The organism is Thermostichus vulcanus str. 'Rupite' (assembly GCF_022848905.1).
Lineage (GTDB): Bacteria > Cyanobacteriota > Cyanobacteriia > Thermostichales > Thermostichaceae > Thermostichus > Thermostichus vulcanus_A.
The window spans coordinates 15,429-36,550 of sequence record NZ_JAFIRA010000035.1; the positions used below are offsets into that span (position 1 = coordinate 15,429).

The window sequence follows — 21,122 nt, forward strand, 5'->3', positions numbered from 1 at the left end:
AAGGGTCAGAGATCTCCTTACCGTTCAGCTTTCTCCAGGTTCATCGGACTGTTCTGGATGTTCGTGTCGAGCCTGAGCCTGCTGCAAAGCCTGGCGCACAACCGCAAACCCGGTTCCTCCGGTACTGAGACGGGCCGCCACCACCTGTTGCGGATCGATAGCGGCGAAAATATCCTCCTCAAAGGCCGGGTGAAACTGCTTCCACCGCTCCAGGTTCAAATCCCGCAGGACAATCCCTTCCGCCAAACAAACGCGCACAATCTGGCCCACCAAATCATGAGCAGTTCGAAAGGGGATCCCTCGGCGCACCAAGTAATCCGCCACGTCGGTAGCATTGGAGAAATCTTCCCCAACCGCTTCTGCCATCCGTTGCGGCTGAAATTGGATCCCTTCCTGCAGCAGGATCGTCATTGCCTCCAAACAGGATCCCAGGGTATCAACGGTGTCGAACAGCCCCTCTTTGTCTTCTTGTAAATCCTTGTTATAGGCCAGTGGCAGACCTTTCAGGGTGACCAACAGCGCCTGCAAATGGCCAAACACCCGCCCTGCTTTCCCCCGCACCAACTCCGGCACATCGGGGTTTTTCTTCTGGGGCATGAGGCTGGAGCCGGTAGCACAGGCATCGGTGAGGGTGACAAAGCGAAACTCCTGGGAAGCCCACAGCACCATTTCTTCGGAGAGGCGGCTGAGGTGAACCAGAATCAAGCTGGCCGCTGCGTGAAACTCCACCAGATAATCTCGGTCGCTGACCGCATCCAAGCTGTTGGCGCTAATCCGCTCAAATCCCAGCAGATGAGCTGTTAGCTGCCGATCGATGGGCAAAGGGGTACCCGCTAAGGCCCCCGATCCGAGAGGACAGACATTCACCTGCTCCCGCACCCGGCCTAGGCGTTGCCAGTCTCTCCAGAGCATTTCTTCGTAAGCCAGGAGGTGGTGGGCCAGGCTGACGGGTTGGGCCCGTTGCAAGTGGGTGTATCCCGGTAGGATCGTCTCGATGTGTTGGCCGGCCAAGTGCAGCAGCACCCCCCGCAACTGCCAGAGGGATGTGCGGATGCGATCGATCTGATCCCGCAGATAAAGGCGCAGATCGGTAGCCACTTGGTCATTGCGTGACCGTCCTGTGTGCAGTTTTTTCCCCACCTCCCCCACAAGGGCCACCAGGCGATGCTCCACGGCGTAGTGGACATCCTCCGCATCGGGATCCGGCTGAAAGGTTCCGGCTTCCACTTCCTGGCGGATCTGTTCCAACCCCCGCCGAATTTGCTCAGCTTCCTGCGGGGTCAAAATGCCACAAGCCCCCAACATCTGCACATGGGCTAGGGATCCGGCCAAGTCGTAGGGGAGCAGACGGATATCGAAGCCAATACTGGCATTGAAGCGGGCGATGGCAGGGTGCAGGGATCCCTCAAAGCGCTGGCTCCAGGGACGGGGGGCAGGAGTGGGAGTCGAATCGGAAATCGACGCATTCGGGGAAATATTGGTCACCAGGCAAAAGACCTATTGGGATAAAAGCAAGAACAAGAGCCCCAAGACTCGATGACAGTCTCAGAAGAATTTAAGCAAACCCAAAACAACACAAACCGGGCATGATGCTACCACACCCCGATGCCCCTCTAGGGCTCGATACCCGACAAACTCTTTCCCGATAGGGACTTAGTGGGAACTGGTAATGCTCTTAAGCATATAGCCCACGACAATCCCAATCAGGGCTGCCCAGATTTGCCCCGATTCGACAAAATGGTTCCAGCCTTTACTGATATCTCCCAGGACATCTTGGCGAAACACCTGACCCACCACCATTTCCGTTTGTAGGGTGGCAGGCGCGGGCAGCAAAGCAGAGTGGGTCTCAGAAAAAGCAGAGGAGGAATTCATGGTTGTGCCTCGCGGAGTAAATTAGACAGCCATACTAGCTAGAGCGTACCCTCAGTTTCGCAATTCGTAGCTAATTTTCAGCGGGATCCGGCAGTAACTTCAACACCACCAAAGTTGTATCGTCCACAGACTCCGGCCGCATATAAATGTCCTCTTGCAGAATGTCCCCTTGCAGCAGCAGTTCAGGATCTTGGGGGGGGATCCGAGCAAGGCGGGATCCCTGACGGCCTCGGAAGGCATCCATTTGCTCAAATAGGCTTTCCAGGATGTCTTGGGGAGAGTCGTAGCGGCGGGCTGCCCGCTGGATGGCTTCCATCAGTCCAGTGGTTTCCAGACGTTCGCCGCGGGTATTGGCCGCCTCCGTGTAGCCATCGGTGTAGTAGACTACCACATCTCCCGGTTGCAGTTGCACACAGCTTTCGGAGTAGTGGCTGTGGCTTTCCAATCCAATCAAAGCCCCCTCTGTGTCGAGGGCCTGAATTTGCTGAGTACGGGCCTGCCACCACAGGGTGGGGTTGTGGGCAGCGTTACTAAAACAGAGGCGATGGGAACGGGGATCGTACTCAGAGTAGAACAGGCTGATGAAACGATTGGAGTTTTCCAGATCGCTAAACATGGCTCGATTGAGGCGTTGGAGCACCCGCGCCGGTGAATGCCGGTTCAGGGCCTCAGCCCGCACCATCGCTCGGGTCATGCTCATTAACATGCCAGCCGGTACCCCTTTGCCCATGACATCCCCAATGACAATGGCCAGGCGAAACGCTTCTGTCTCTTCGGGAGATCGAGATCCGGTTTGAGAACCCGTCTCGGGGTTTGCCGGGGATCCCTCGGTGGGAATGAGAATGAAATCGTAGTAATCTCCCCCCACCTTGCTGGCAACACGGCAACGGGCCGCCAATTGAAGACCCTCCACCTGTGGGTATTTGCGGGGTAACAACTGCGTTTGGATGTAGGAGCCAATCTCCATTTCTTTTTCCAGGGCCACTTTGCGGCGGAGGGCCGCTGTCAGTTCAGCATTCTCGATTCCCACTGCCGCTTGGTCGGCGATCACCCGTAGCATCTGTTGACGACGCTCATCCCAGTGATAATCCGGCTGGCAACTAAACACGTATAAACGTCCCCGCACCGAGTTGCGAATTAACAGAGGAGTGCCAAACAACTGCACGTCTGGCCCCAGCTTCTGCCGCAACCGCTCATCCAAAAGGTGCTCTAGAGCAGGGATTTTAACCGATAAAGGCAGGGATCCCTCTGTTGGGGTGGCACGTTCCTGGGCGGAGAGGGTTTGGGTAATCCGCTCCATTTCGGCCCGGATCTGCTCGCGGCGATTCAGGTCAGAACAATGCAGTTGCTCCAGTTGAATGGTGCCATTTGGGTTAAACAGCACCAGCGCTCCCCCTTCTGCATCCGTCAGGTGGCTGGCTACAAAAGCCGTCAGCTCCAGAATTTGGTTCAGGTTGTTAAAAGAACGCAGCGCAAAGGCCAAGGCTCCAAACAAATTCTGCAACCGCTGTTGCTCTTTCCCCAGCTCCGCGATCCGCTCCCGCAGGGTTGGAGCAGGAACAATTGCCGGATTTACCTCCGGCAGTTCAATCACATCAGGGGAAATGCCCGGTGGGCAGGTGGGATCCTCTTCCGGGCCAACCTGAGCAGACCGCAGATCCCCGAGGTCGTCTTCCGGTGTCAATGGCTGGGAAGTCGGGCCTACAGAAAACAAGTCTGAATCAGAACCTTGAGCGGATACCTTTTCTGCCCAAGGGGATTCTGACAGCCCAACATGGGGTTGTGAGGGAGGAGCCTGTTTGGGGCTGTGATCATCCATGTGAGATCCGCGTTGGGGAAAAATGGCCCTGAGGATCCAGGAGGGTAGGATCCCGCTCAGCCGGGGGTGACCCCTTGAAAACATAACGACACAGCTTAGCAAAGATACCACAAGCTTTGTCACAGAACTTGCCGAACGACAGCTATCAGTTAAGGGGGTGTCCGCTGCAAGGCTTTGCTGGCAGCCTTTTCCTCCCTAGATAGATATAGAGATCTAGATAGATTCGCTTGGCTCTGGGAAGGGTCATAGTCGCTGACGGGATCCCTGGCAAAGCTGCCGGTAGAGGTGTTCCACCTGACTAATGTTGTGGCTAAGGGTATAGCGCTCCAGTACCCGTTGACGAGCTTTCATCCCCAGGAGCTGGGTAAATTCCCGTTGATCCCGCAACAAAGGTAGCAACGTTTGCAGATCAGAGGTCACTCGCGCGGGATCAAGCAGGATCCCGGCCCCATCCGCCAAAACCTCACCATCCGCCCCTACATCGGTGGCCACAGGAGCTAGCCCACAGGCCATGGCCTCCAACAGAGATAAGGATAGCCCCTCGATCAAAGAGGGCAAAATAAATACATCGGCCCCGCGCAAGATCTCGATACGCTGTTGATCCTCAGCCACATACCCCAGCCAGTGGATCCCGTGCTGAGCGTTGTAAAAGGGCTTGAGGCTGTTGACCAGCGGCCCATCCCCCAAGATCAACAGACCGCAGTTTTCCCCCAGTTGTGATTGCTTCCAGGCTTTGAGCAGAGCTTCAAGGTTTTTCTCCGGGGAAACCCGCCCTTGATAGACAAAAATCCGCTGCAAACCCAGCCGCTGTTTCAAGCTAGAAGGGCCGGGAGCATATTTGTCCACATCGACCCCATTGGGAATGACCACCACCTGTTCACCCCTCACCCCCAGCTTGATTAAAATCTCCCGTTGGGTTTCAGAGAAAACAATGGTGCGATCGTAGTTGGCCAGGGAGGGCGCATAGATCTGATAAGCCAGGTGTTGGGTGCGGGAGGCAATGTTGCGTCGCCGCCGGTCGAAGGCGGGATGGAAAGTAGCCACCAGAGGTTGCTGCAGCTCTGCACAGATCTCCGGCAGCACAAAATCGATTGGAGAAATCGTCAAGGAGGCATGTACCAGATCGGGCTTGAGCTCCTGCAGAGCCTGGGTAAGCACCCGGGTCGCGTTAGGGGCTGGAATCGTATAAATCTGGGACTTGTACAAGCACGGCAGGGAAACATCCCGTCCATCCAATTCCGCCCGCCAATCCCCACTGGATCCCTTCCCTTTATCGGGTTCAGAGGATTGGCCTTCATGGGTGAAGTGAAAAAAGCTCACCTGGTGCCCCCGATCCAGGAGGCCGTTGGTCACCTCGCGGCTGTAGGTGACATTGCCACAAAAGGGGTTTTTCTTGCCTATCCAGGCGATGTGCATGGGTCTATCCCTATATCCCTATTGAGCTAAGCGGGAGAAGCTGCAAGGGGAGGCTCGATTCTGAAGCCTTTCTTAAGGCTAGCAGAGTCGGATCCCACTCCAGACCATAACCCCAAAAAGGGATCCCTGCCCCCCTGCCCTAACTTGTTTTACGGGTGTTCAAGCTTGATTTATGGGTCAAGAACGTGTTCTTTTTCATTCCGACCCAACAGGCCCCAAGTGTAGAGGCCAGCCAGACCTGCTACAATCGCTAGCCCGAGAAACACCCAGGATAGTCCCAAATAGGTCTCCGCTACCCCTGTCAACACCAGCGGCAAGCTGAGGGCGATATTGGCCACGTTGTTCTGTAATCCAAAGACCTTCCCCCGCAGCTGTTCGGGAGTTTCTTCCTGGATCAAGGTTTGCATTGGCACTGCCACCAGGGCTCCGGCACAGCCCAGTAGGGCAATCAATCCCAAGCTGGGGAACAACCAGTCCGTCGTCCAAGCAAGGGCTCCCAAGGTCCCACAAAGCAACGCCGATCCCAGCCCAATCCAAGCACGGCGACTCACCTGTCGGCCCGTATGCCCCACCCAAAAGGCTCCGATTCCCATGCCCAACCCGGCGGCAGCCAGCAACACCCCGAACTGATCCGGATCCAGCTCCACCATCACCTCCGCCATGCGTACTGCCAAAACCGCCAGTGCTGCAAACAGAGAGTAAAGCACCACCACCTGTACCAAAGCCGCTTTAATGGCTGGCATTTGCCCGATGTATTGCAGCCCCAGTTTTAAGTCTTCCCAAACATGAGGAGCCTCCCGACTGTGAGGTTCCAACTTCTCGTGGGGCTGGAGGAGCAACAACAGGAATCCCGCTAACAGATAAGCGGCTCCCACCAGCAATTCAGGCCCTACCTCCAAGTTCGGCAGCCAAGCGCGCACCCAATGATCCGCCAAAGTTAGCAAGGGTTCCCCAATCGCAAACCCGACGATCACCGAAGCCATCATTGTGGTGGTGTAGAGGGAGTTGGCCGCCAACAGATCCCGTTTCGGCAGGATCAAGGGCAGAGTCGCCTGTTCCGCTGGGGCAAAAAACTGAGTCAGGGTGGAAACAGCAAAACTCACCAGCAAAAGTCCAGCAAATCCCAAGGGGATCCCTGGCCAAAGCTGATGATTGGCGGTGAACCACAGTAGGGGTGGCAACAGCAGCACCAGGATCCCGCGCACCAGGTTGGAGCAAACCAGCACCCCTTTTTTCAGCCAGCGATCGACAAACACCCCCGCCACGCTGCCCAACAACATCGCCGGCAAGGTAAAGGCCAGCATGATCGCCGACACCCAACCACTGATGGAGGCCCCTTGCGGCTGAAATTGATTGGAAGTCAACCCGATCAACAACACCAACAACACCTTATCGGCCAACTGGGAGCACACCTGCCCCATCCACAGCAACAGAAAATTGCGTTGGCGCAAGACGGCCAAAAAATTCTCCACCCCCGGCCTAGAAAACCCCTTTGCCGTATCCCCATCTTTCTCTTCAGACTGTTCTTCAGACAGAGGTTCTGGTGCGGGATCCCTGGGTTCCAGAGAACGGGACATCGGAGCGGTGTCGGGCTCAGCAGGAGTATCTTCTAGTTCTGAACTCGGCTCTAGGGTCTGGAGATGAGGGAAATCCTCTGGATCAGGATACAAGGGGTGGGAATCCTGCTCCCTATCCGACCCATCCCATCGTTGCTCCAAGGTCATAGTGCTCCCGCCGCGACTCGCCCATCTCTTCAGCCTTTACCCCAAGATGGAAACCCAATCCATCACCAACGATCAGCCAAGGCTGAAGATGAGGTGCCCCGATCTTATCTCCTCAGCAGGTTCCGCAAACAAAATCCAGAAACCGAAGGTTTAACCTTCTGCTGGGGCCAAGGAGCGTAAGGGATCCGGAATAGACTCGCTCGGAGCCTCAAAACAACCCCTCTCTACAAAAGTGAGGCGCAGACTCAACCAGCGAATGAAATCGGCATCCGTGGAAATCACCGCCCCCACAGCCCCGCTCAGCTTGGCTCGTACCGGCTCCAGAGCTTGAGTCTCCAGAAAAGCAGGTTCCGGTACCCAAAAGAAATCGATGGGACGGTTGTGCTCTGCGTAGTACCGACGGCGCTCTTCTAGCACTTCCTCTAACGGTTCAGAACGCAAAAAAGATAGGCTGGCAGCCACAAAATGGTAGGTGACAGGTTCGGCAGCGGACATACTTTCTGTGCAGGTAAAGGGCATACGAAAGCAAATAGGGCTGGGATCCCCCGACCAAAGCGCATCATACCCCGAATGCCATAGAGCCTAGAAATTGGCGGATTTAAGCAGGTGTAGCGCTGGATCCCGGGAGCTGCAGAGAGCCTGACATTCCTCTAACTGCTGCACAGTGGGCAAGCGGGTCATGAGCTCTTCAGGGGGCATGTAGTGTTCGGCGGCTTGCCTCAGGGTGGGAAGAGCCTGTGCGGCCCATTCCTGTGCCCAGAGATCCGCTTCACTGCTCCCCCCCTGCTCCAGCAGTTCCTGGCAAAGGGCAGTAGAGCGCTCCAAGTCACCGCTGCGCTGGTAGGCCATCACCAGGGCAACCTGGGCCAAAGTACACTCCGAGGGATCCATGCGAGAGCCATTTCGCTCACTCAAGCGGCGAGGAGCGCTCTCTTGAATCGAACAGCAATAACAGAAAGATTCGAGAAGATTAATCGCCTCCAGGTAGCGCTCCTGCTTCAGGGCAGTGATGCCAGCGCGGAGGGATCCAGTTGAGTAGGACATGAGCCTAAGCACAAGAAAAGGTTCTGACAGCCTTGCACCCAAGGGTTATCAAATCAGGGTATGACCCGGCTTTGTATCCAAATTTCGCGTCTAACACTACTATACATCCTCTGGACAAATGGCTGTGGATCGGATCCCCTTGCTTGCAGTCCGACAGAGCCCCTTGTCTAGATTGGCTCTTACCGTTTGCGGGCCAGGGTGTAAGTGCTCACATAATGGGTTTCTCGCCGCAACACCTCACAACCCGCCTGTTGCAGCCGTTCACCTAAATCATCGCGGATGTAGTCGCGGTAGTAGGGCTCATGGAACGTGTGCATAAAGGCTTCCATCGTCTCCTCTAGCTCCGGGGAGTCGAGCAATTGCACCGAGTCACAGATCACAAGCCATCCACCCGGCTTCACCACCCGGCTCATCTCGTGAATAACATTTTGGCGGGCTGGGCCGGGCAACTCATGAAACAGAAAAACGCTGGTCACTGCCTCGAAGGTGGCATCCGCGTAAGGCATGGCCTCCGCATTGGCCCGCAACAGTTGGGGCAGTTCTCCCGGCAACTCCTGTAAAAGCTGGTTGGCTTTGCGTAGATAGGCAGCAGAAAGATCCAACCCATAGAGGGCGGCTTTGGGCAGGGATCCCCGTAACATGCGCAGCGTTCGTCCTGTGCCGCAGGCTACATCGAGGATATGGGGGCTGGTTAAAGTGGGATCCAGAGCATCTTTCAGTAGCCGAATGATCCGACGGCGCATCGCATCCGCTGTGCCGCCAAACAACAACTCCACCTGCAGGTCGTACAGCTCAGCCGAGTCATCGCTCAAGTAGCCATTGGTTTGGTAGTGGAAATTCTGGAGGTAGTACTTCGGGTAACCTTCGGTGGAAATATCCTCAGAAAACTCTTGATAGCGCTTGCCATGAACCCGCCGGGCAATTTGCGGCAGATCCAACCACACTTCCGGGTAGTGGCGGGCAAAATCTAGCCAAGGGTTGTCAAACAATAGAGCATGCGGGTAATACCCTGCTTCGGCATCTTGCCAATCGGCCTGCAGAAGTTGCTCGTATCGAGCCCGCAAAATCTGCAACGTGGCAGCACTAACCCCGACTCGTGCCCGTGGGGGGATAGATTTTCCTGATGAGAGAGCTTGCAGGTCACTGAGCAAGGAGAGCATTAGCTCAGAAGCCTGGGTGGAGAGAGCTTTATGAGCGAAGCCAAAGATGTTTTTGCTCCACTGAAAAGCGCGATAGGCCGCCTCCCCAAGGGGAGAGGGAATCGGCAGTGACAGCTCGGGGCTCAGTTGCATGCTCATACCCTGCAAATTGCGAATGCTTAACGTTTGTTTACATCGATTATAGCGAGGGCTTTCTCCACAAGGAGTAACCGTTGGGGGCGCAAGAGCGCAACAACCGCCACAAAAATCTGTGTAGCCCAAGCATGATCCACACCCATCTACCCAAACGGGAGAGTACCCTAATGACGGGAGAGTAGCCTAATGATCGACCTTGGTTTTCGGGGTTCATCAGGAAGGCTATGTGGGTTCAGCAACTGGGAGGATGGAGCACCCCTGGCATGACAACCAAAACGGTGTTGGTGATCGACGATAGCATCATGATCCGTAAGATGGTGGCCAGCATTCTGGCCGATCAGTTTGAGGTGCTAGAGGCCAAAGACGGCATGATGGGCATAGAAACCGCTAAAAAGCATCATCCCGATCTCATCTTGCTGGATTTTGTCATGCCGAAGATGGATGGCTACGATACGTTACAGGCCATTCGCCGCGAAGACAGCCTGAAAAACACTCCTGTGATCATGATGTCGGGGTTGAAAGAACAGGTGACCTCCCGCATTCCGGAGCCCTTCATTGGCTTTGATTTCATCGAAAAACCGTTTGAGGCGGATGCCCTGCTCTCGCAAATTCGCAAGGCCCTGCAGGTTACTCCGAAGGCTGCACCAGAGCCAGGATCCGAAAGCAACACCCAACTGGTACTGAATAAGCTGACTGCAATCGAAACTCTGCTGATTCAGGGCACGGAGAACTTAATCCAACGGGAGGTGGTGACGCGGCTCTCCAGCATCAACCAGCGCATAGTCCGGCAAGAGGCCCGCAATGCGAATCTGGAGGCGCGGATTGATAAGCTGACCACTGAAGTAGAGCGGCATACGCGCGGATTGGCTCTGATCATCAATGAGCTGCGACAAATTCGCAAACTGTTGGGGTGATCACGATGATTTTTAAGGGTCAGCTTTAGAGAGTTTGTGAAGATGACTGAGCGTGCCTATCGCCATTTGGATGCGGTAACTGCCCTGTTTGTAGCAGTGTTGCTCATTTCTAATGTGGCCTCCAGCAAAATTGTAATCTTGGGGCCATTCACCTTCGATGGGGGCACCATCCTGTTCCCCCTCAGCTACATTTTTGGCGACATTCTCACAGAAGTGTACGGCTATGCCCGCTCGCGGCGGGTGATCTGGTTGGGCTTTATCGCGGCAGCTCTGATGTCGGTCACCTTCATGGTTGTGGGATCCCTGCCGGCTGCCCCCGACTGGCCCTATCAAGAAGCCTACGATCAAATCTTGGGCTTAACACCTCGCATTGTCTTGGCCAGCTTAATCGCCTACTGGGCAGGAAGTTTTGCCAATGCCTATGTACTAGCACGTATGAAGGTGTTTACCCAGGGGCGATGGCTGTGGACACGAACCATCGGCTCCACCTTAGTTGGGCAAGCAGTGGATACCGGATTGTTTGTGGTCATCGCTTTTTGGGGGGTGTTTCCTGGGCTGCTGGGCTTGATCCTTTCCAATTACCTGTTTAAGTGTGGGGTTGAGGCTCTGTGTACCCCCCTGACCTATACCATCACCGGCTGGCTCAAGCGGCAAGAAGGAGAAGACTGCTTTGATGTGGCCACTGATTTCAATCCTTTCCGCATCCAGTCTGCAGCTGAGTAAATTCATCGAGAGGGATCCCGATTTTGGTATAGTCAGAGCATTATCACATCCTGCTTCTGACGCACGCTTGGCTGGGTCTGACTAAGCCATAAAGACTAGGGGCTGCCAGAAGTTTTTATCCAAGACTGAAAATTGCAATAGGGGGATCCGACTGATGATGATGATCATTTTCCAAATTGCCCTGCTGGTGCTCGTGCTATACAGTTTGCTGTTGTTGGTGGTGGTACCTGTGCTTTACAGCTCCTCGAGCGACTGGGGGCGGGGCAAAAACGTGATTTTGGTGGGATCCCTCCTCTGGGTGCTGATGGTGATCGGGGTGGGGCTGCTGAATTTCCTCAAGTGATTCGGGACGGATCCCAGCGAAGACTAATTTAGTCTCTCTGGCAGGGATCCCTGTGCCCTTGACCGGGTATCTCCCAGCGGAGAGTAGGAGAAAGTGGGAGGGCTTAGGCTATGCTTTGAGTATTCACCCGCCTGCGACACGGCATGGATAACACCCCGGTTAAATCTGATGGGGATCCCAAAACCCCCGAGCTGATTCTTCGTCCCGCCCAACTGGGGGATCTGGAGGCGGTGGAGGAGATTTTTGCCGAAGCCTTCGATGCAGAGTACGGCAGCCGCTCGGTAGACATCCGTCGGCAGGTACGACGGTTGCGCCAGTGGTATGGGCCACTGAAAACCCTTAGCCTGTTCCCGAATCGCTTCCAGCACATGTTTACGGTGCATGTGGCGGAGTTGGAGGGGAAAATTTTAGGGGTGATCCAGGTGTCTCCCTTTAATCATTCCCGCAGCACCTGGCGGGTCGATCACATTGCGGTGGCTCGCTCTGCCCAGCGGCAAGGGGTGGGATCCCGGTTGCTTAAACACTGTATGGAACACTTCCGTGAGGCCCATACCTGGATCCTGGAGGTGAACATCCACAACAAGGGGGCGATGGCCCTTTATCGACGCAATGGCTTTCAGCCCCTAGCCCAGATCACCTACTGGTCGATCCCGCCCGAGATTTTAGCGGCCCTGAGTCAGCACGAGCCCAAGTTGCCCAACTTGGTGCCCGTGACCAATCGGGATGCCTACGCCATCTACCAGTTGGATACGGGATCCATGCCCGCCAACGTGCGACAGGTCTACGACCGCGAAGTGAGTGATTTTCGCACCAACCCCTTGGATTGGGCCTTGGAACGAGCCAAACGCTCCATTAGCCACACAGAGCGGGTGGAAGTCTGTGTCTACGAACCGGAGCGCAAAACGGCCATCGGCTACTTCAATCTGAAGCTGGATCGCACCGGGCAGCAACCCCATGTGGCCAAACTGACGGTTCACCCTGCCTACACTTGGCTTTACCCCGAGTTAATGGCCAAAATGGCCCAGCTGACTCAAGCCTATCCACCGCAATCTCTAGCCTTGGCCTCCACCGATTACCAACCGGAGCGGGAGGAGTTTTTGCTGAAGCTCGGGGCACAGGATTTGGAGCGGACGCTGTTGATGTCCCGTTCGGTGTGGCATAAAATCCGCGAGAGCCGTTTCAGCTGGGATAATGCCTATATCAACGCCATGTTGCACGGGTTACAGGTGAAACAACCGGTGCCGGAACGGTTTGAGGGGCCACCAGAGGGCTGGCTGGAGCACTATTTCCATCCCATCAATCCGACCGAGCCGGATCCCAACTCTGAATCAGGGTGCTCTTCGGATGCTCCTCCACCCCCCAATCAAACCTCTGGCTAGCCCCTGTGGAAGATTGGAAGGATAACCCTGTCGTGACTCCCTCGTGGCGGGCCCTGCTCCAGGCAGCCCTGCATCGCAATCGTAGCGATCCCAGTGTGCGGTACATTCAATTGGCTACAGTGGATCCCGAGGGCCATCCGCGTAACCGCACGGTGGTGTTTCGCGGCTTCTTGGGGAATACCGAGCGAATCCAGATGGCGGTGGATAGCCGCAGTGAAAAGATCCTCCACATCGCCCACCGACCCCAAGCCCAAATCTGTTGGTACTTCTCCAAAACCCGTGAGCAATTTCGGATTGCCGGTACCCTGCAGGCTATTGCTGCCGATCACCCGGATCCCCAAGCCTTAAACCAGCGGCTACAGCTGTGGCAACAGATCTCAGAAAAGGGGCGATTGCTGTGGTTTTGGCCGGAACCTAAGGCTCACCTTGCGCCGCCGGAAGCTTTTGTACAAGAGTTGCTGCCGGAAAAGGTCACTGTACCTCCGGATACCTTTGTGGCGTTGCTGCTGGAGCCAACGGAGGTGGATCATTTGCAACTCAAGGGGGATCCGATCTATCCGCAGTTGCGAACGATATATGAACGGTGGGAAACCGGGTGGCAGCAGCGGAAAGTGAATCCCTGAAACGACTCTGTCAAGGATTCTCTGGGGGATGCGGTCACATCTCAGGAGTTCCTGAGAGTGAGGGAGAGTTCTCTTCTTTTTCTGACTTTCTGCTGAACATAGACGTGTTAACGTAGCTGAACGATCCGTTAGTGCTAGATGCCTTCGGCAGGCAAATGCCAGCCTATCAGCAATGTGTAAATGGTAAATGTGTAGCCTTGTTGTTGCAGTAGCCCCAATGTCCGCCTTGGTTCGTGCGTTTTCGGTTTCTGTTGCTCAATCGGTCGCGTCTTTTCGGGTATCTCCTTTACTTGTGTGTCTACCTGGGTTGCTGAAAACCATGACATTGTGGCATCGCTTGTGCCAGGGATCCCTGCTATTGGCCACTACCCTGGTTGTGCTGGGTGGCAATGCCCACCGGCTGGAGGCACAAACTCTGGATGAGCCAGGGCCAGAAACTGTAGAGGATGTAGAGGGGCAGCTGGAAGATCCGCAACAGCCGCTGGAATTAGAAGGGGAGCTTCCTCCCCCGTTGGATCCGAGTTTTCCCCCCCTACCCACTACCCCTGCCGCCCGCACGGGATCCTTTCGGGTAGGCAATCGCACACCTTATCCGATTCGGCTGGTGATTCTGTTGCGGGGAGGTGAACGGCTGCTGAATCCGGAAACCGCCCATTGGGATTTTGCTCCAGGGGAAGGGGGGAGTGAGGGATTGGTGCTCAGCTTAGGGGAGGAACCGTTGCAAATCAGCCCTGGCGACATTGTGGTGGCTTTTACCTTGGATGGAAGCCGCCGTTACTGGGGACCGAATGTGGTGGGAGAATCTCTGGCCCCCTTTTGGAATGGGGAGAGCAGTTCGTGGTCAATGATTCTGCAGCCCTGAACGATTCTGTACAGCAGATCCCGATGATTTACCGTCGGTTTGGGCGCACCGAACAGCGGATCTCCGTTTTTTCTCTGGGCAGTATGCGCTTGGTGAATGTGCCCCCTGCTCAGGCCCAAGCTACGGTCGAGGCCGCCGTGGCTGCCGGGATCAATCACATCGAAACGGCACAAGCCTATGGTCATGCGGAGTCCCTCTTGGGAGAGATCCTCCAGACTCTGCCTGTACCCCGTCAGCAGTTGATCCTAACAACCAAACTCACCCCCCAGCCTCAAGACCAACTGAGGGAAAGTCTTCAGGGATCCCTGACCCGTCTGCGGGTGGATTACCTGGATCAATTGGCCTTTCATGGCATTAACCTACCGGAACATCTGCAGTGGGTGTTGCAGGAGGGGTTACCCGTTCTACGACAGGCCCAAAAGGAGGGTTGGGTAGGGCACATCGGCTTTTCCACCCATGGATCCCTGGATTTGATTCTGGAAGCTATCCAAACGGGATCCTTTGACTTTGTTAATTTGCACTATCACTTTTTTCAACAGCGTAATCGGTCCGCATTGGAGGCAGCCGCTCAGCAGGATATGGGGGTTTTCATCATTTCCCCTGCTGACAAAGGGGGGATGCTCTATCACCCGCCGCAGCGCCTGCAAGAGGTCTGCCAGCCCTTTAGCCCCTTAGAATTTGCCTACCGTTTCTTGCTGGCGGATCCCCGCATCCATACTCTCAGTTTGGGCATAACCCAGCCACAGGAGTTGCAGACGGCTTGGGCCGCTTTACGGGATCCCGAAGGTGGGTGGGGGAATGTCCTTCGGCAGGTTCAGCAGCGGTTGCAGGAAAGAGAACAGGAACACCTGGGAACCACCCGCTGTGCACAGTGTTACGCCTGTTTACCTTGCCCGGAAGGGATCCACATTCCTGAGGTTCTGCGCCTGCGGAATTTGGCTCTTGCCCACGACATGACGGAATTTGGCCAGTACCGGTACAACATGTTTGGTCAGGCCGGACACTGGTTTCCGGGAGTGACGGCGGATTGCTGTACGGAGTGTGGAGACTGTCTGCCCCGCTGCCCAGAGCAGTTGCAGATCCCGGACTTATTGAGGGAAACTCACCAGCTCTTGCACCGCTCCCCGATTCGGCGGCTATGGGAGTGAGGGATTTAACTTAGGGATCCCATCCAGATGGTGTAAATCCCCTGCAGGGATGCCATGGCTTGCCCCCAGAGGGTATGGGTCAACGACCAGCTATCCAAGCCCATGGCCCCACACAGCAACAGCAAATACAGATTGGCAAACACAAACAGCGACCCGGCCCGCTCCCGGCTTTGCGGATCCTGAAGCAACTGCACTGCTTTCCAAACCAGCAGGGATCCGAGCAGAAAAGCCGCCCCCAAGTAAAAGGATCCCAACACCTGCAAAGGGTAAACCAGCAACAGGCTCACCGGCACAATCAACAGAGCATAGAACAGAATCTGGAGAGCCGTGCGCGTTTCTCCGGCCACCACCGGCAACATTGGCACCCTCGCGCGGGCATAGTCCTCTTGCTTCAACAGAGCCAAGGCCCAGAAGTGGGGCGGTGTCCACAAAAAGATAATGGCAAACATCACCCAAGCGGCCCAGCTCAGTTCACCCGTGGCTGCCGCCCAGCCCACCAAGGGGGGAATGGCACCCGCCGCACCCCCAATGACAATGTTCTGGGTACTAGAACGCTTCAACCAGTGGGTGTAGACCCCCACATACACTAGGATCCCGGACATGGCCAAACCAGCAGCCAGCAGATTGGTAAACAGAGCCAGCAGCCCAAACGAAAGGAAAGCGAGGATCCCGGCAAAGATCAGCGCATCGCGGGCTTGAATGCGACCGGAGGGCAAGGGGCGGTGGCGAGTTCGCTCCATCACCTGATCAATATCCGCGTCGTACACCATATTGATGGCGTTGGCAGCCGCAGCCGCCATTCCTCCTCCCAGAAGCGTGACGACAAACTTGACCGGGTCGGTATTGCCCGCCATCCACATTGCCCCCGCTGTGGTCATCAGCAACAGGGCAATGATTTTCGGTTTGATCAGCTGACTGTAGCTGCGAAAAACCTGAGATACTGTTTGGTGATGGCGAGTTTGGCAAGGGATCTGAGTCGATTGAGTCGATTGATGATCGTGAAAAGAGTCTTGGAAAACATCCTGCATGGAACTTACTCGCTGGTAATTTCTGCTGTCACGGCCACCCGCTTCTGACTTACCGGAGAAAATCTCTCTCCGTCAGCGCTGCGCTGCATCCGCCAGGCCAGCACCGTAAACCCCACCAGGCAGCCCAGCAAAGCCGCCCCGATCATCTGATGGGCTACCGTCAACGGTTCCACCTGCAGCCGGTAACGATAGGTGAGAATGCCGATCCCCACCTGAGCCAACAAAATCACCAGGGCAGAGTGACCCAACCCTTTCAGGCGTTTTGGGATCCGGTTGCGCATCAGCCCGGTACCCACCGCAACCGCCAACACCGCGATCGTGGCCGGGGCTACCCCCAGCAGATGGCTATTCATCACGCCGCACAAGTCCCCAGAAGCAAAGCATTGATGCAAAGCCCATTGGGAAGCCACCAACGCCCCCAAGAGGCTCTGGCCATACACCAGCAACACAGCCCCCAAGCCAAGCCAAGCCAAATACCCCATCGAGCCCCGTTCTTTCGGCCCTTCAAGTTCCACAGAATCAGAAGGAGACAGAGAGCCAGAGCCAGGCAATGCCAACAAACCTAAGGTGAGCAGCGTGGCAAAAAACAACAGACCTGTGCCCAAATGAGCCGTGACAATGTCGAAGCGCAACAGCTCGGTCACCGTCAGCCCGCCGAGGATCCCTTGTACCAAAACTAAGCCGAAGGCAAAACTCAAGCCCCAGGGCAGCCAGCTGGGCAAAGAGCGACGCTTCAGCCAAGCAAACCCCATGAGCGTCAACGTCGCCAGTCCCACCCCGGCAGCCACCATGCGGTGAAACCATTCCAGAAACACCTGCAGGTTCATCTGTTGGCTGGGCACAATTTCCCCATAGCAAAGGGGCCAATCGGGACAGGACAAACCGGCATTCATGACGCGGGTGGCGCTGCCCAAGCCCATCAGCAGCCAGGTGGTGGCTGCCAACCCCAGCAACCCTTGACCCATTCGCAGAGAAAGCAAGCCAGAGGGCAAGGGATCCCGGTGGGCAGGTTGAGATTGAGAAATTAAAGAATCCATCACAGAAAAAAAGGAGGTTGTTAAACCCAAAAATCAGTCAACAGAAGGGGTTAGATGAGTTTCGCAAGAGCCGACTGCGGGTGATCAGTGGCCATTTTATGGGGGATGACCCTGTAACGAATCCTAAAAGCGGTTTTGCGGGGAACGAAGGCTTTTTAAGAATTTCTTTGAGCCACTCCGCTCCAAGTCCACAGGAGTTTGGTATTCCAGTGTCACCAATAGTTTGGTATTCCAGTGTCACCAATCCTGAAGAGATCTATAAGTCTATCCAACCGCCTGCAGCCCCTATGAGCTAAATGAAAAAGTCGTACCCAGGTAGGTCAGGCTCCGTTTGGGAACTTGTTAGGGTGGACATACTTTGCATTGGGGAAGAGCAGTCGTGAGCGCGCTCAACAACATTATCTTGGTTGCTGTCGGGATCCTTCTGACCGTCGCCAGTATTTGGTACGGGCAAAACCACCATCTTCTGCCCGCATCAGCTGCCGATTCCGCTCCTCTGTTCGACAGCCTGTTCAACAGCACCATCACCGTTGCTACCGGCATTTTTCTGATTGTGCAGGGGGTCTTGATCTACAGTGCTATTCGTTACCGCAAACGGCGGGGTGACGAAGGAGATGGAGCACCGGACCACGGCAATGTGTTGCTGGAAATTGTCTGGACGGCAGTACCGGCTATTATCATCCTCTGGCTAGGGGTGGCCAGTTTGGATGTCTATCAGGCGATCAATAGCGGTGTCGATGCTGGCGGACATGCCCACTCTGGAATGGCGATGGCGATGGAAGAATCTTCCTACGAAGCGAAGGATCCCAGCTATGCCTATACACCTGTGGTGGTTTCCGGTGGAGAGGTGGGCCAGCCCGACTTGGTTGTGCAAGTCCAGGGGATGCAATACGCTTGGGTGTTTACCTATCCTGAATCGGGGTTGGTCGCCAGTGAATTGCACCTTCCCCTCAACAAGCGGGTTCGGCTGGATATGACAGCCCTGGATGTGAACCATGCCTTCTGGGTACCCCAGTTTCGCCTCAAGCAGGATGTCATTCCTGGACGGGAAACCCACCTGGAGTTTGTGCCAAGCAAATTGGGTGAGTATCCGATTGTCTGCGCCGAGTTGTGCGGCCCTTATCACGGGGTGATGGGCGGGCAACTGTTTGTGGATACTCCAGAAGCCTTTGCCAGTTGGCAGGAAGAACAAATTTTGGCCGCTCGTTCTGACGGCAGCACTCTGGCTCTAGCTCCAGAGGTTCAACCTGAGTCCGCCTTTGCCAAAGCACAACACCACCGGCTCGGGATCCCAGAGGATATCCACGTCCTGCACCGACAGTTCGGATCCCAGTCTTCTGGTTAGGTGGAACTGCAGACAATGAGTTGTTTTGGTTGTTTTTGAGTGAGGGATTTCTTCCCAATGTTGGTCTCCGCCCTTTAGGAGCGTGTTTGCCATGACCCAGCTACAAGAAAATCCAAACCTTACTTCCACGCCCCCAGCCAAGATGGAGTTGCCCTCTGAACCCTGGTGGCGTTTTTTTACCTTCTCCACCGACCATAAGGTGATTGGGATCCAATACTTGGTCACCACCTTCTTCTTCTACTTAGTGGGAGGAGCGTTAGCGACGGCAGTCCGAGCGGAACTGGCCACCCCTGAGGCGGACTTTCTGGGGTTTGAGCGCTACAACGGGGCATTTACCGTTCATGCCACGATCATGATCTTTTTATGGATCGTGCCTGCTTTGGTGGGGGGCTTCGGCAACTACCTGGTCCCCCTGATGATTGGGGCGCGGGACATGGCCTTTCCCAAGTTAAATGCCGTGGCCTTTTGGATGATTCCCCCCACAGGGATCCTGTTGCTGGTCAGTTTGCTGGTGGAGGCTCCGGCAGCAGGGTGGACTTCCTATCCTCCCTTGAGCTTGATCAGCGGCAAGGTGGGTGAAGAGCTGTGGATCCTGAGCATTTTGCTGGGAGGAACCTCTTCGATTTTGGCGGCGGTGAATTTCTTCGTCACCATCCTCAAAATGCGGATGCCGGGGATGAAGCTGGAAGATATGCCCCTTTTCTGTTGGGCGATGCTTGCCACTTCGGTGTTGACGCTCATCGCTACTCCCGTTTTGGCTGGGGCTTTGATCCTGCTCAGCTTTGACCTCCTGGCTGGAACAGCCTTTTTTAACCCCAGCGGCGGCGGGGATCCGGTGGTGTACCAGCACATGTTCTGGTTTTACTCCCATCCAGCGGTTTACATTATGATCCTGCCAGTTTTTGGCATGATCTCCGAGATTTTGCCGGTACACGCCCGCAAGCCGATTTTTGCCTACAAAGCGATTGCCTACTCCAGCTTGGCCATCTGTTTTTTGGGGTTAATCGTCTGGGCGCACCACATGTTCACCAGCGGTACCCCGGATTGGATGCGGGTATTTTTTATGATTGCTACCATGGCCATTGCCGTGCCGACGGGGATTAAGGTGTTTAGCTGGCTGGCTACCCTGTGGGGGGGCAAGATTCGCTTTACCTCCGCCATGTTGTTTGGCATGGGTTTCGTTTCCATGTTCGTGATTGGAGGCTTGAGTGGCATCATCCTTGCTTCGGTGCCTTTAGATATTCATGTCCACGACACCTACTTTGTGGTGGCTCACCTGCACTACGTGTTGTTTGGCGGCAGTGTCTTTGGAATTTATGCTGGCCTTTACCATTGGTTCCCGAAGATGACGGGGCGGATGCTGAACGAATTCTGGGGACGGGTGCATTTTCTGCTTACTTTTGTCGGCTTTAATATGTGCTTTTTGCCGATGCACAAGCTGGGCCTGATGGGCATGCCCCGTCGTGTCGCCCAGTATGATCCGCAATTTGCTGACCTGAACTGGATTAGCTCTGTGGGGGCCTTCATCTTGGCTATTTCCACTTTGCCCTTCCTGTTCAATGCCATTTACTCTTGGGTAGCGGGTCGCAAGGCTGGAGATAACCCCTGGGAAGCCCTGAGCCTGGAGTGGATGACCACCTCTCCCCCACCCCACCAAAACTTTTATGGAGAGCCAATTTTGCTCACCGGCCCCTATGACTATGGCACTCACAGCAAGGAAACCCTGGACTATTTCGCCGCTCAACTGCAAACACTGCGGGAACTGGCGCTGATGGAAACGGAAGCTCCCCACTCTTAGCGAGATGGGATCTCTGAACTTTTGATGGTGTTTGGTAACCCTTTTTGAACCGAATGGATACGGACTATGCAAGGATCCCTCGCCCCTGACACGGTGCTGACTGAACATATTCAGGCCAATGCTGCCCATGCTGATCACCCCGATCATCGTGTATTCGGTATCTTGGTGTTTTTGGTGGCAGAAGCCTGTCTGTTTTTGGGGCTGTTTATGGCCTACCTAACCTATAGCCTCACCGCCCCAGTTTGGCCTCCGGAAGGCACACCCGAGAGAGAATTGCTCTTGCCCGGCATCAACACTTTGATTTTGATCTCCAGCAGTTTCGTCATTCACAAGGCTAAGCCTGCCATCAAGGCCAATGATGTCAAAGGCCTGCGGCTGTGGTTTGCCCTTACAGCCCTAATGGGGGCGATTTTCTTGGCAGGGCAAATCTATGAGTACAGCAATCTGGAGTTTGGCCTAACCACGAACCTGTTTGCCAGCACCTTCTATGTCCTGACCGGGTTTCACGGTTTGCACGTGGCAGCAGGGCTGTTGTTTATTCTGGCGGTGCTGTGGCGCTCTTTTCAACCCGGCCACTACAGTGCTCAGCATCACTTTGGTGTGGAGGCTGCCGAGCTGTATTGGCACTTTGTCGATGTGGTTTGGATCGTGCTGTTTATTTTGCTCTACCTGCTTTAGCAGCGACTGACCTCGACTTCTTATTACTGATCCAGTGACATCACTTAATTTTTAATATTTTTAATTGCTACGCA

At 55.2% G+C, this 21,122-nt stretch carries 20 protein-coding genes; 10 read left to right on the plus strand and 10 right to left on the minus strand.

Translation table 11 applies throughout. From position 1 onward, the window contains the following. Positions 1-24: 24 nt before the first annotated feature. From argH to JX360_RS12545, 8 genes are all read right to left on the minus strand, one after another. Positions 25-1,476, minus strand: a complete 1,452-nt coding sequence (gene argH / locus JX360_RS12510) for an argininosuccinate lyase (protein WP_425244401.1) — start codon at positions 1,474-1,476, stop codon at positions 25-27. Between the two features lie 177 nt (positions 1,477-1,653). Continuing rightward, a complete protein-coding gene (locus tag JX360_RS12515; RefSeq protein WP_244351452.1) occupies positions 1,654-1,872 on the minus strand; it encodes a hypothetical protein in 219 nt (72 codons plus the stop codon). A 70-nt stretch (positions 1,873-1,942) separates the two neighbouring features. Next, positions 1,943-3,691: a PP2C family protein-serine/threonine phosphatase gene (locus JX360_RS12520; protein WP_244351459.1), complete on the minus strand. Its 1,749-nt coding sequence runs from the start codon at positions 3,689-3,691 to the stop codon at positions 1,943-1,945. A 243-nt stretch (positions 3,692-3,934) separates the two neighbouring features. Beyond that, complete coding sequence (locus JX360_RS12525) at positions 3,935-5,107, minus strand: glycosyltransferase family 4 protein (RefSeq protein ID WP_244351463.1); 1,173 nt, start codon at positions 5,105-5,107, stop codon at positions 3,935-3,937. Positions 5,108-5,277: 170 nt separating this feature from the next. Beyond that, positions 5,278-6,831 carry an MFS transporter gene (locus tag JX360_RS12530; protein WP_244351466.1) on the minus strand — a complete coding sequence of 518 codons (1,554 nt, stop codon included), beginning with the start codon at positions 6,829-6,831 and terminating at the stop codon, positions 5,278-5,280. A 150-nt stretch (positions 6,832-6,981) separates the two neighbouring features. Next, the gene (locus tag JX360_RS12535) at positions 6,982-7,326 is read right to left on the minus strand and encodes an MgPME-cyclase complex family protein (RefSeq protein WP_244351471.1); all 345 of its coding nucleotides are present in this window, start codon (positions 7,324-7,326) and stop codon (positions 6,982-6,984) included. Positions 7,327-7,413: 87 nt separating this feature from the next. Continuing rightward, on the minus strand, positions 7,414-7,875 hold the full coding sequence (locus JX360_RS12540; RefSeq protein ID WP_244351473.1) for a hypothetical protein: 462 nt from the start codon (positions 7,873-7,875) through the stop codon (positions 7,414-7,416). A gap of 179 nt (positions 7,876-8,054) precedes the next feature. After that, positions 8,055-9,173 carry a class I SAM-dependent methyltransferase gene (locus JX360_RS12545; RefSeq protein ID WP_244351476.1) on the minus strand — a complete coding sequence of 373 codons (1,119 nt, stop codon included), beginning with the start codon at positions 9,171-9,173 and terminating at the stop codon, positions 8,055-8,057. A 260-nt stretch (positions 9,174-9,433) separates the two neighbouring features. Between JX360_RS12545 and JX360_RS12550 the strand changes: the two genes are divergently transcribed. The 7 genes from JX360_RS12550 to JX360_RS12580 all read left to right on the plus strand — a co-directional run bounded on the left by JX360_RS12550 (position 9,434) and on the right by JX360_RS12580 (position 15,162). Beyond that, positions 9,434-10,084 carry a response regulator gene (locus tag JX360_RS12550; protein WP_244351479.1) on the plus strand — a complete coding sequence of 217 codons (651 nt, stop codon included), beginning with the start codon at positions 9,434-9,436 and terminating at the stop codon, positions 10,082-10,084. A gap of 42 nt (positions 10,085-10,126) precedes the next feature. Then, the gene (locus tag JX360_RS12555) at positions 10,127-10,807 is read left to right on the plus strand and encodes a queuosine precursor transporter (protein WP_244351488.1); all 681 of its coding nucleotides are present in this window, start codon (positions 10,127-10,129) and stop codon (positions 10,805-10,807) included. A 157-nt stretch (positions 10,808-10,964) separates the two neighbouring features. Next, positions 10,965-11,150, plus strand: a complete 186-nt coding sequence (psbZ, locus tag JX360_RS12560; RefSeq protein WP_244351530.1) for a photosystem II reaction center protein PsbZ — start codon at positions 10,965-10,967, stop codon at positions 11,148-11,150. 143 nt (positions 11,151-11,293) lie between these two features. Beyond that, positions 11,294-12,529 carry a GNAT family N-acetyltransferase gene (locus JX360_RS12565; protein ID WP_244351491.1) on the plus strand — a complete coding sequence of 412 codons (1,236 nt, stop codon included), beginning with the start codon at positions 11,294-11,296 and terminating at the stop codon, positions 12,527-12,529. A gap of 32 nt (positions 12,530-12,561) precedes the next feature. Further along, positions 12,562-13,152 carry an Npun_F5749 family FMN-dependent PPOX-type flavoprotein gene (locus JX360_RS12570; protein WP_244351494.1) on the plus strand — a complete coding sequence of 197 codons (591 nt, stop codon included), beginning with the start codon at positions 12,562-12,564 and terminating at the stop codon, positions 13,150-13,152. Between the two features lie 319 nt (positions 13,153-13,471). Next, positions 13,472-14,014, plus strand: coding sequence for a hypothetical protein (locus JX360_RS12575; RefSeq protein WP_244351497.1), 543 nt, complete (start codon positions 13,472-13,474; stop codon positions 14,012-14,014). Positions 14,015-14,037: 23 nt separating this feature from the next. Then, the gene (locus JX360_RS12580) at positions 14,038-15,162 is read left to right on the plus strand and encodes an aldo/keto reductase (RefSeq protein WP_244351531.1); all 1,125 of its coding nucleotides are present in this window, start codon (positions 14,038-14,040) and stop codon (positions 15,160-15,162) included. Positions 15,163-15,167: 5 nt separating this feature from the next. Here JX360_RS12580 and JX360_RS12585 read toward each other — a convergent pair whose 3' ends face one another. Both JX360_RS12585 and JX360_RS12590 read right to left on the minus strand, forming a co-directional pair. Next, complete coding sequence (locus JX360_RS12585; RefSeq protein WP_244351498.1) at positions 15,168-16,190, minus strand: heme o synthase; 1,023 nt, start codon at positions 16,188-16,190, stop codon at positions 15,168-15,170. Positions 16,191-16,195: 5 nt separating this feature from the next. Next, positions 16,196-17,155, minus strand: a complete 960-nt coding sequence (locus JX360_RS12590; protein ID WP_425244402.1) for a COX15/CtaA family protein — start codon at positions 17,153-17,155, stop codon at positions 16,196-16,198. A 451-nt stretch (positions 17,156-17,606) separates the two neighbouring features. Here JX360_RS12590 and JX360_RS12595 point away from each other — a divergent pair, with 451 nt between their 5' ends. From JX360_RS12595 to JX360_RS12605, 3 genes are all read left to right on the plus strand, one after another. After that, positions 17,607-18,572 carry a cytochrome c oxidase subunit II gene (locus tag JX360_RS12595; protein WP_244351502.1) on the plus strand — a complete coding sequence of 322 codons (966 nt, stop codon included), beginning with the start codon at positions 17,607-17,609 and terminating at the stop codon, positions 18,570-18,572. 91 nt (positions 18,573-18,663) lie between these two features. Beyond that, positions 18,664-20,370 carry a cytochrome c oxidase subunit I gene (gene ctaD / locus JX360_RS12600; protein ID WP_279611478.1) on the plus strand — a complete coding sequence of 569 codons (1,707 nt, stop codon included), beginning with the start codon at positions 18,664-18,666 and terminating at the stop codon, positions 20,368-20,370. A gap of 66 nt (positions 20,371-20,436) precedes the next feature. Further along, positions 20,437-21,048, plus strand: coding sequence for a cytochrome c oxidase subunit 3 (locus JX360_RS12605; protein ID WP_244351513.1), 612 nt, complete (start codon positions 20,437-20,439; stop codon positions 21,046-21,048). The last annotated feature ends 74 nt before the right edge of the window (positions 21,049-21,122 follow it).

Coding starts and splice junctions, on each gene's coding strand:
- JX360_RS12555 (WP_244351488.1), top strand. CDS start 10,127: ATGACTGAGCGTGCCTATCGCCATTTGGATGCGGTAACTGCCCTGTTT.
- JX360_RS12540 (WP_244351473.1), bottom strand. CDS start 7,875: ATGTCCTACTCAACTGGATCCCTCCGCGCTGGCATCACTGCCCTGAAG.
- JX360_RS12520 (WP_244351459.1), bottom strand. CDS start 3,691: ATGGATGATCACAGCCCCAAACAGGCTCCTCCCTCACAACCCCATGTT.
- ctaD (WP_279611478.1), top strand. CDS start 18,664: ATGACCCAGCTACAAGAAAATCCAAACCTTACTTCCACGCCCCCAGCC.
- JX360_RS12580 (WP_244351531.1), top strand. CDS start 14,038: ATGATTTACCGTCGGTTTGGGCGCACCGAACAGCGGATCTCCGTTTTT.
- JX360_RS12590 (WP_425244402.1), bottom strand. CDS start 17,155: ATGGGTCAAGGGTTGCTGGGGTTGGCAGCCACCACCTGGCTGCTGATG.
- JX360_RS12515 (WP_244351452.1), bottom strand. CDS start 1,872: ATGAATTCCTCCTCTGCTTTTTCTGAGACCCACTCTGCTTTGCTGCCC.
- JX360_RS12545 (WP_244351476.1), bottom strand. CDS start 9,173: ATGAGCATGCAACTGAGCCCCGAGCTGTCACTGCCGATTCCCTCTCCC.
- JX360_RS12525 (WP_244351463.1), bottom strand. CDS start 5,107: ATGCACATCGCCTGGATAGGCAAGAAAAACCCCTTTTGTGGCAATGTC.
- JX360_RS12535 (WP_244351471.1), bottom strand. CDS start 7,326: ATGTCCGCTGCCGAACCTGTCACCTACCATTTTGTGGCTGCCAGCCTA.
- JX360_RS12585 (WP_244351498.1), bottom strand. CDS start 16,190: ATGCAGGATGTTTTCCAAGACTCTTTTCACGATCATCAATCGACTCAA.
- JX360_RS12565 (WP_244351491.1), top strand. CDS start 11,294: ATGGATAACACCCCGGTTAAATCTGATGGGGATCCCAAAACCCCCGAG.
- JX360_RS12550 (WP_244351479.1), top strand. CDS start 9,434: ATGACAACCAAAACGGTGTTGGTGATCGACGATAGCATCATGATCCGT.
- psbZ (WP_244351530.1), top strand. CDS start 10,965: ATGATGATCATTTTCCAAATTGCCCTGCTGGTGCTCGTGCTATACAGT.
- JX360_RS12605 (WP_244351513.1), top strand. CDS start 20,437: ATGCAAGGATCCCTCGCCCCTGACACGGTGCTGACTGAACATATTCAG.
- JX360_RS12530 (WP_244351466.1), bottom strand. CDS start 6,831: ATGACCTTGGAGCAACGATGGGATGGGTCGGATAGGGAGCAGGATTCC.
- JX360_RS12575 (WP_244351497.1), top strand. CDS start 13,472: ATGACATTGTGGCATCGCTTGTGCCAGGGATCCCTGCTATTGGCCACT.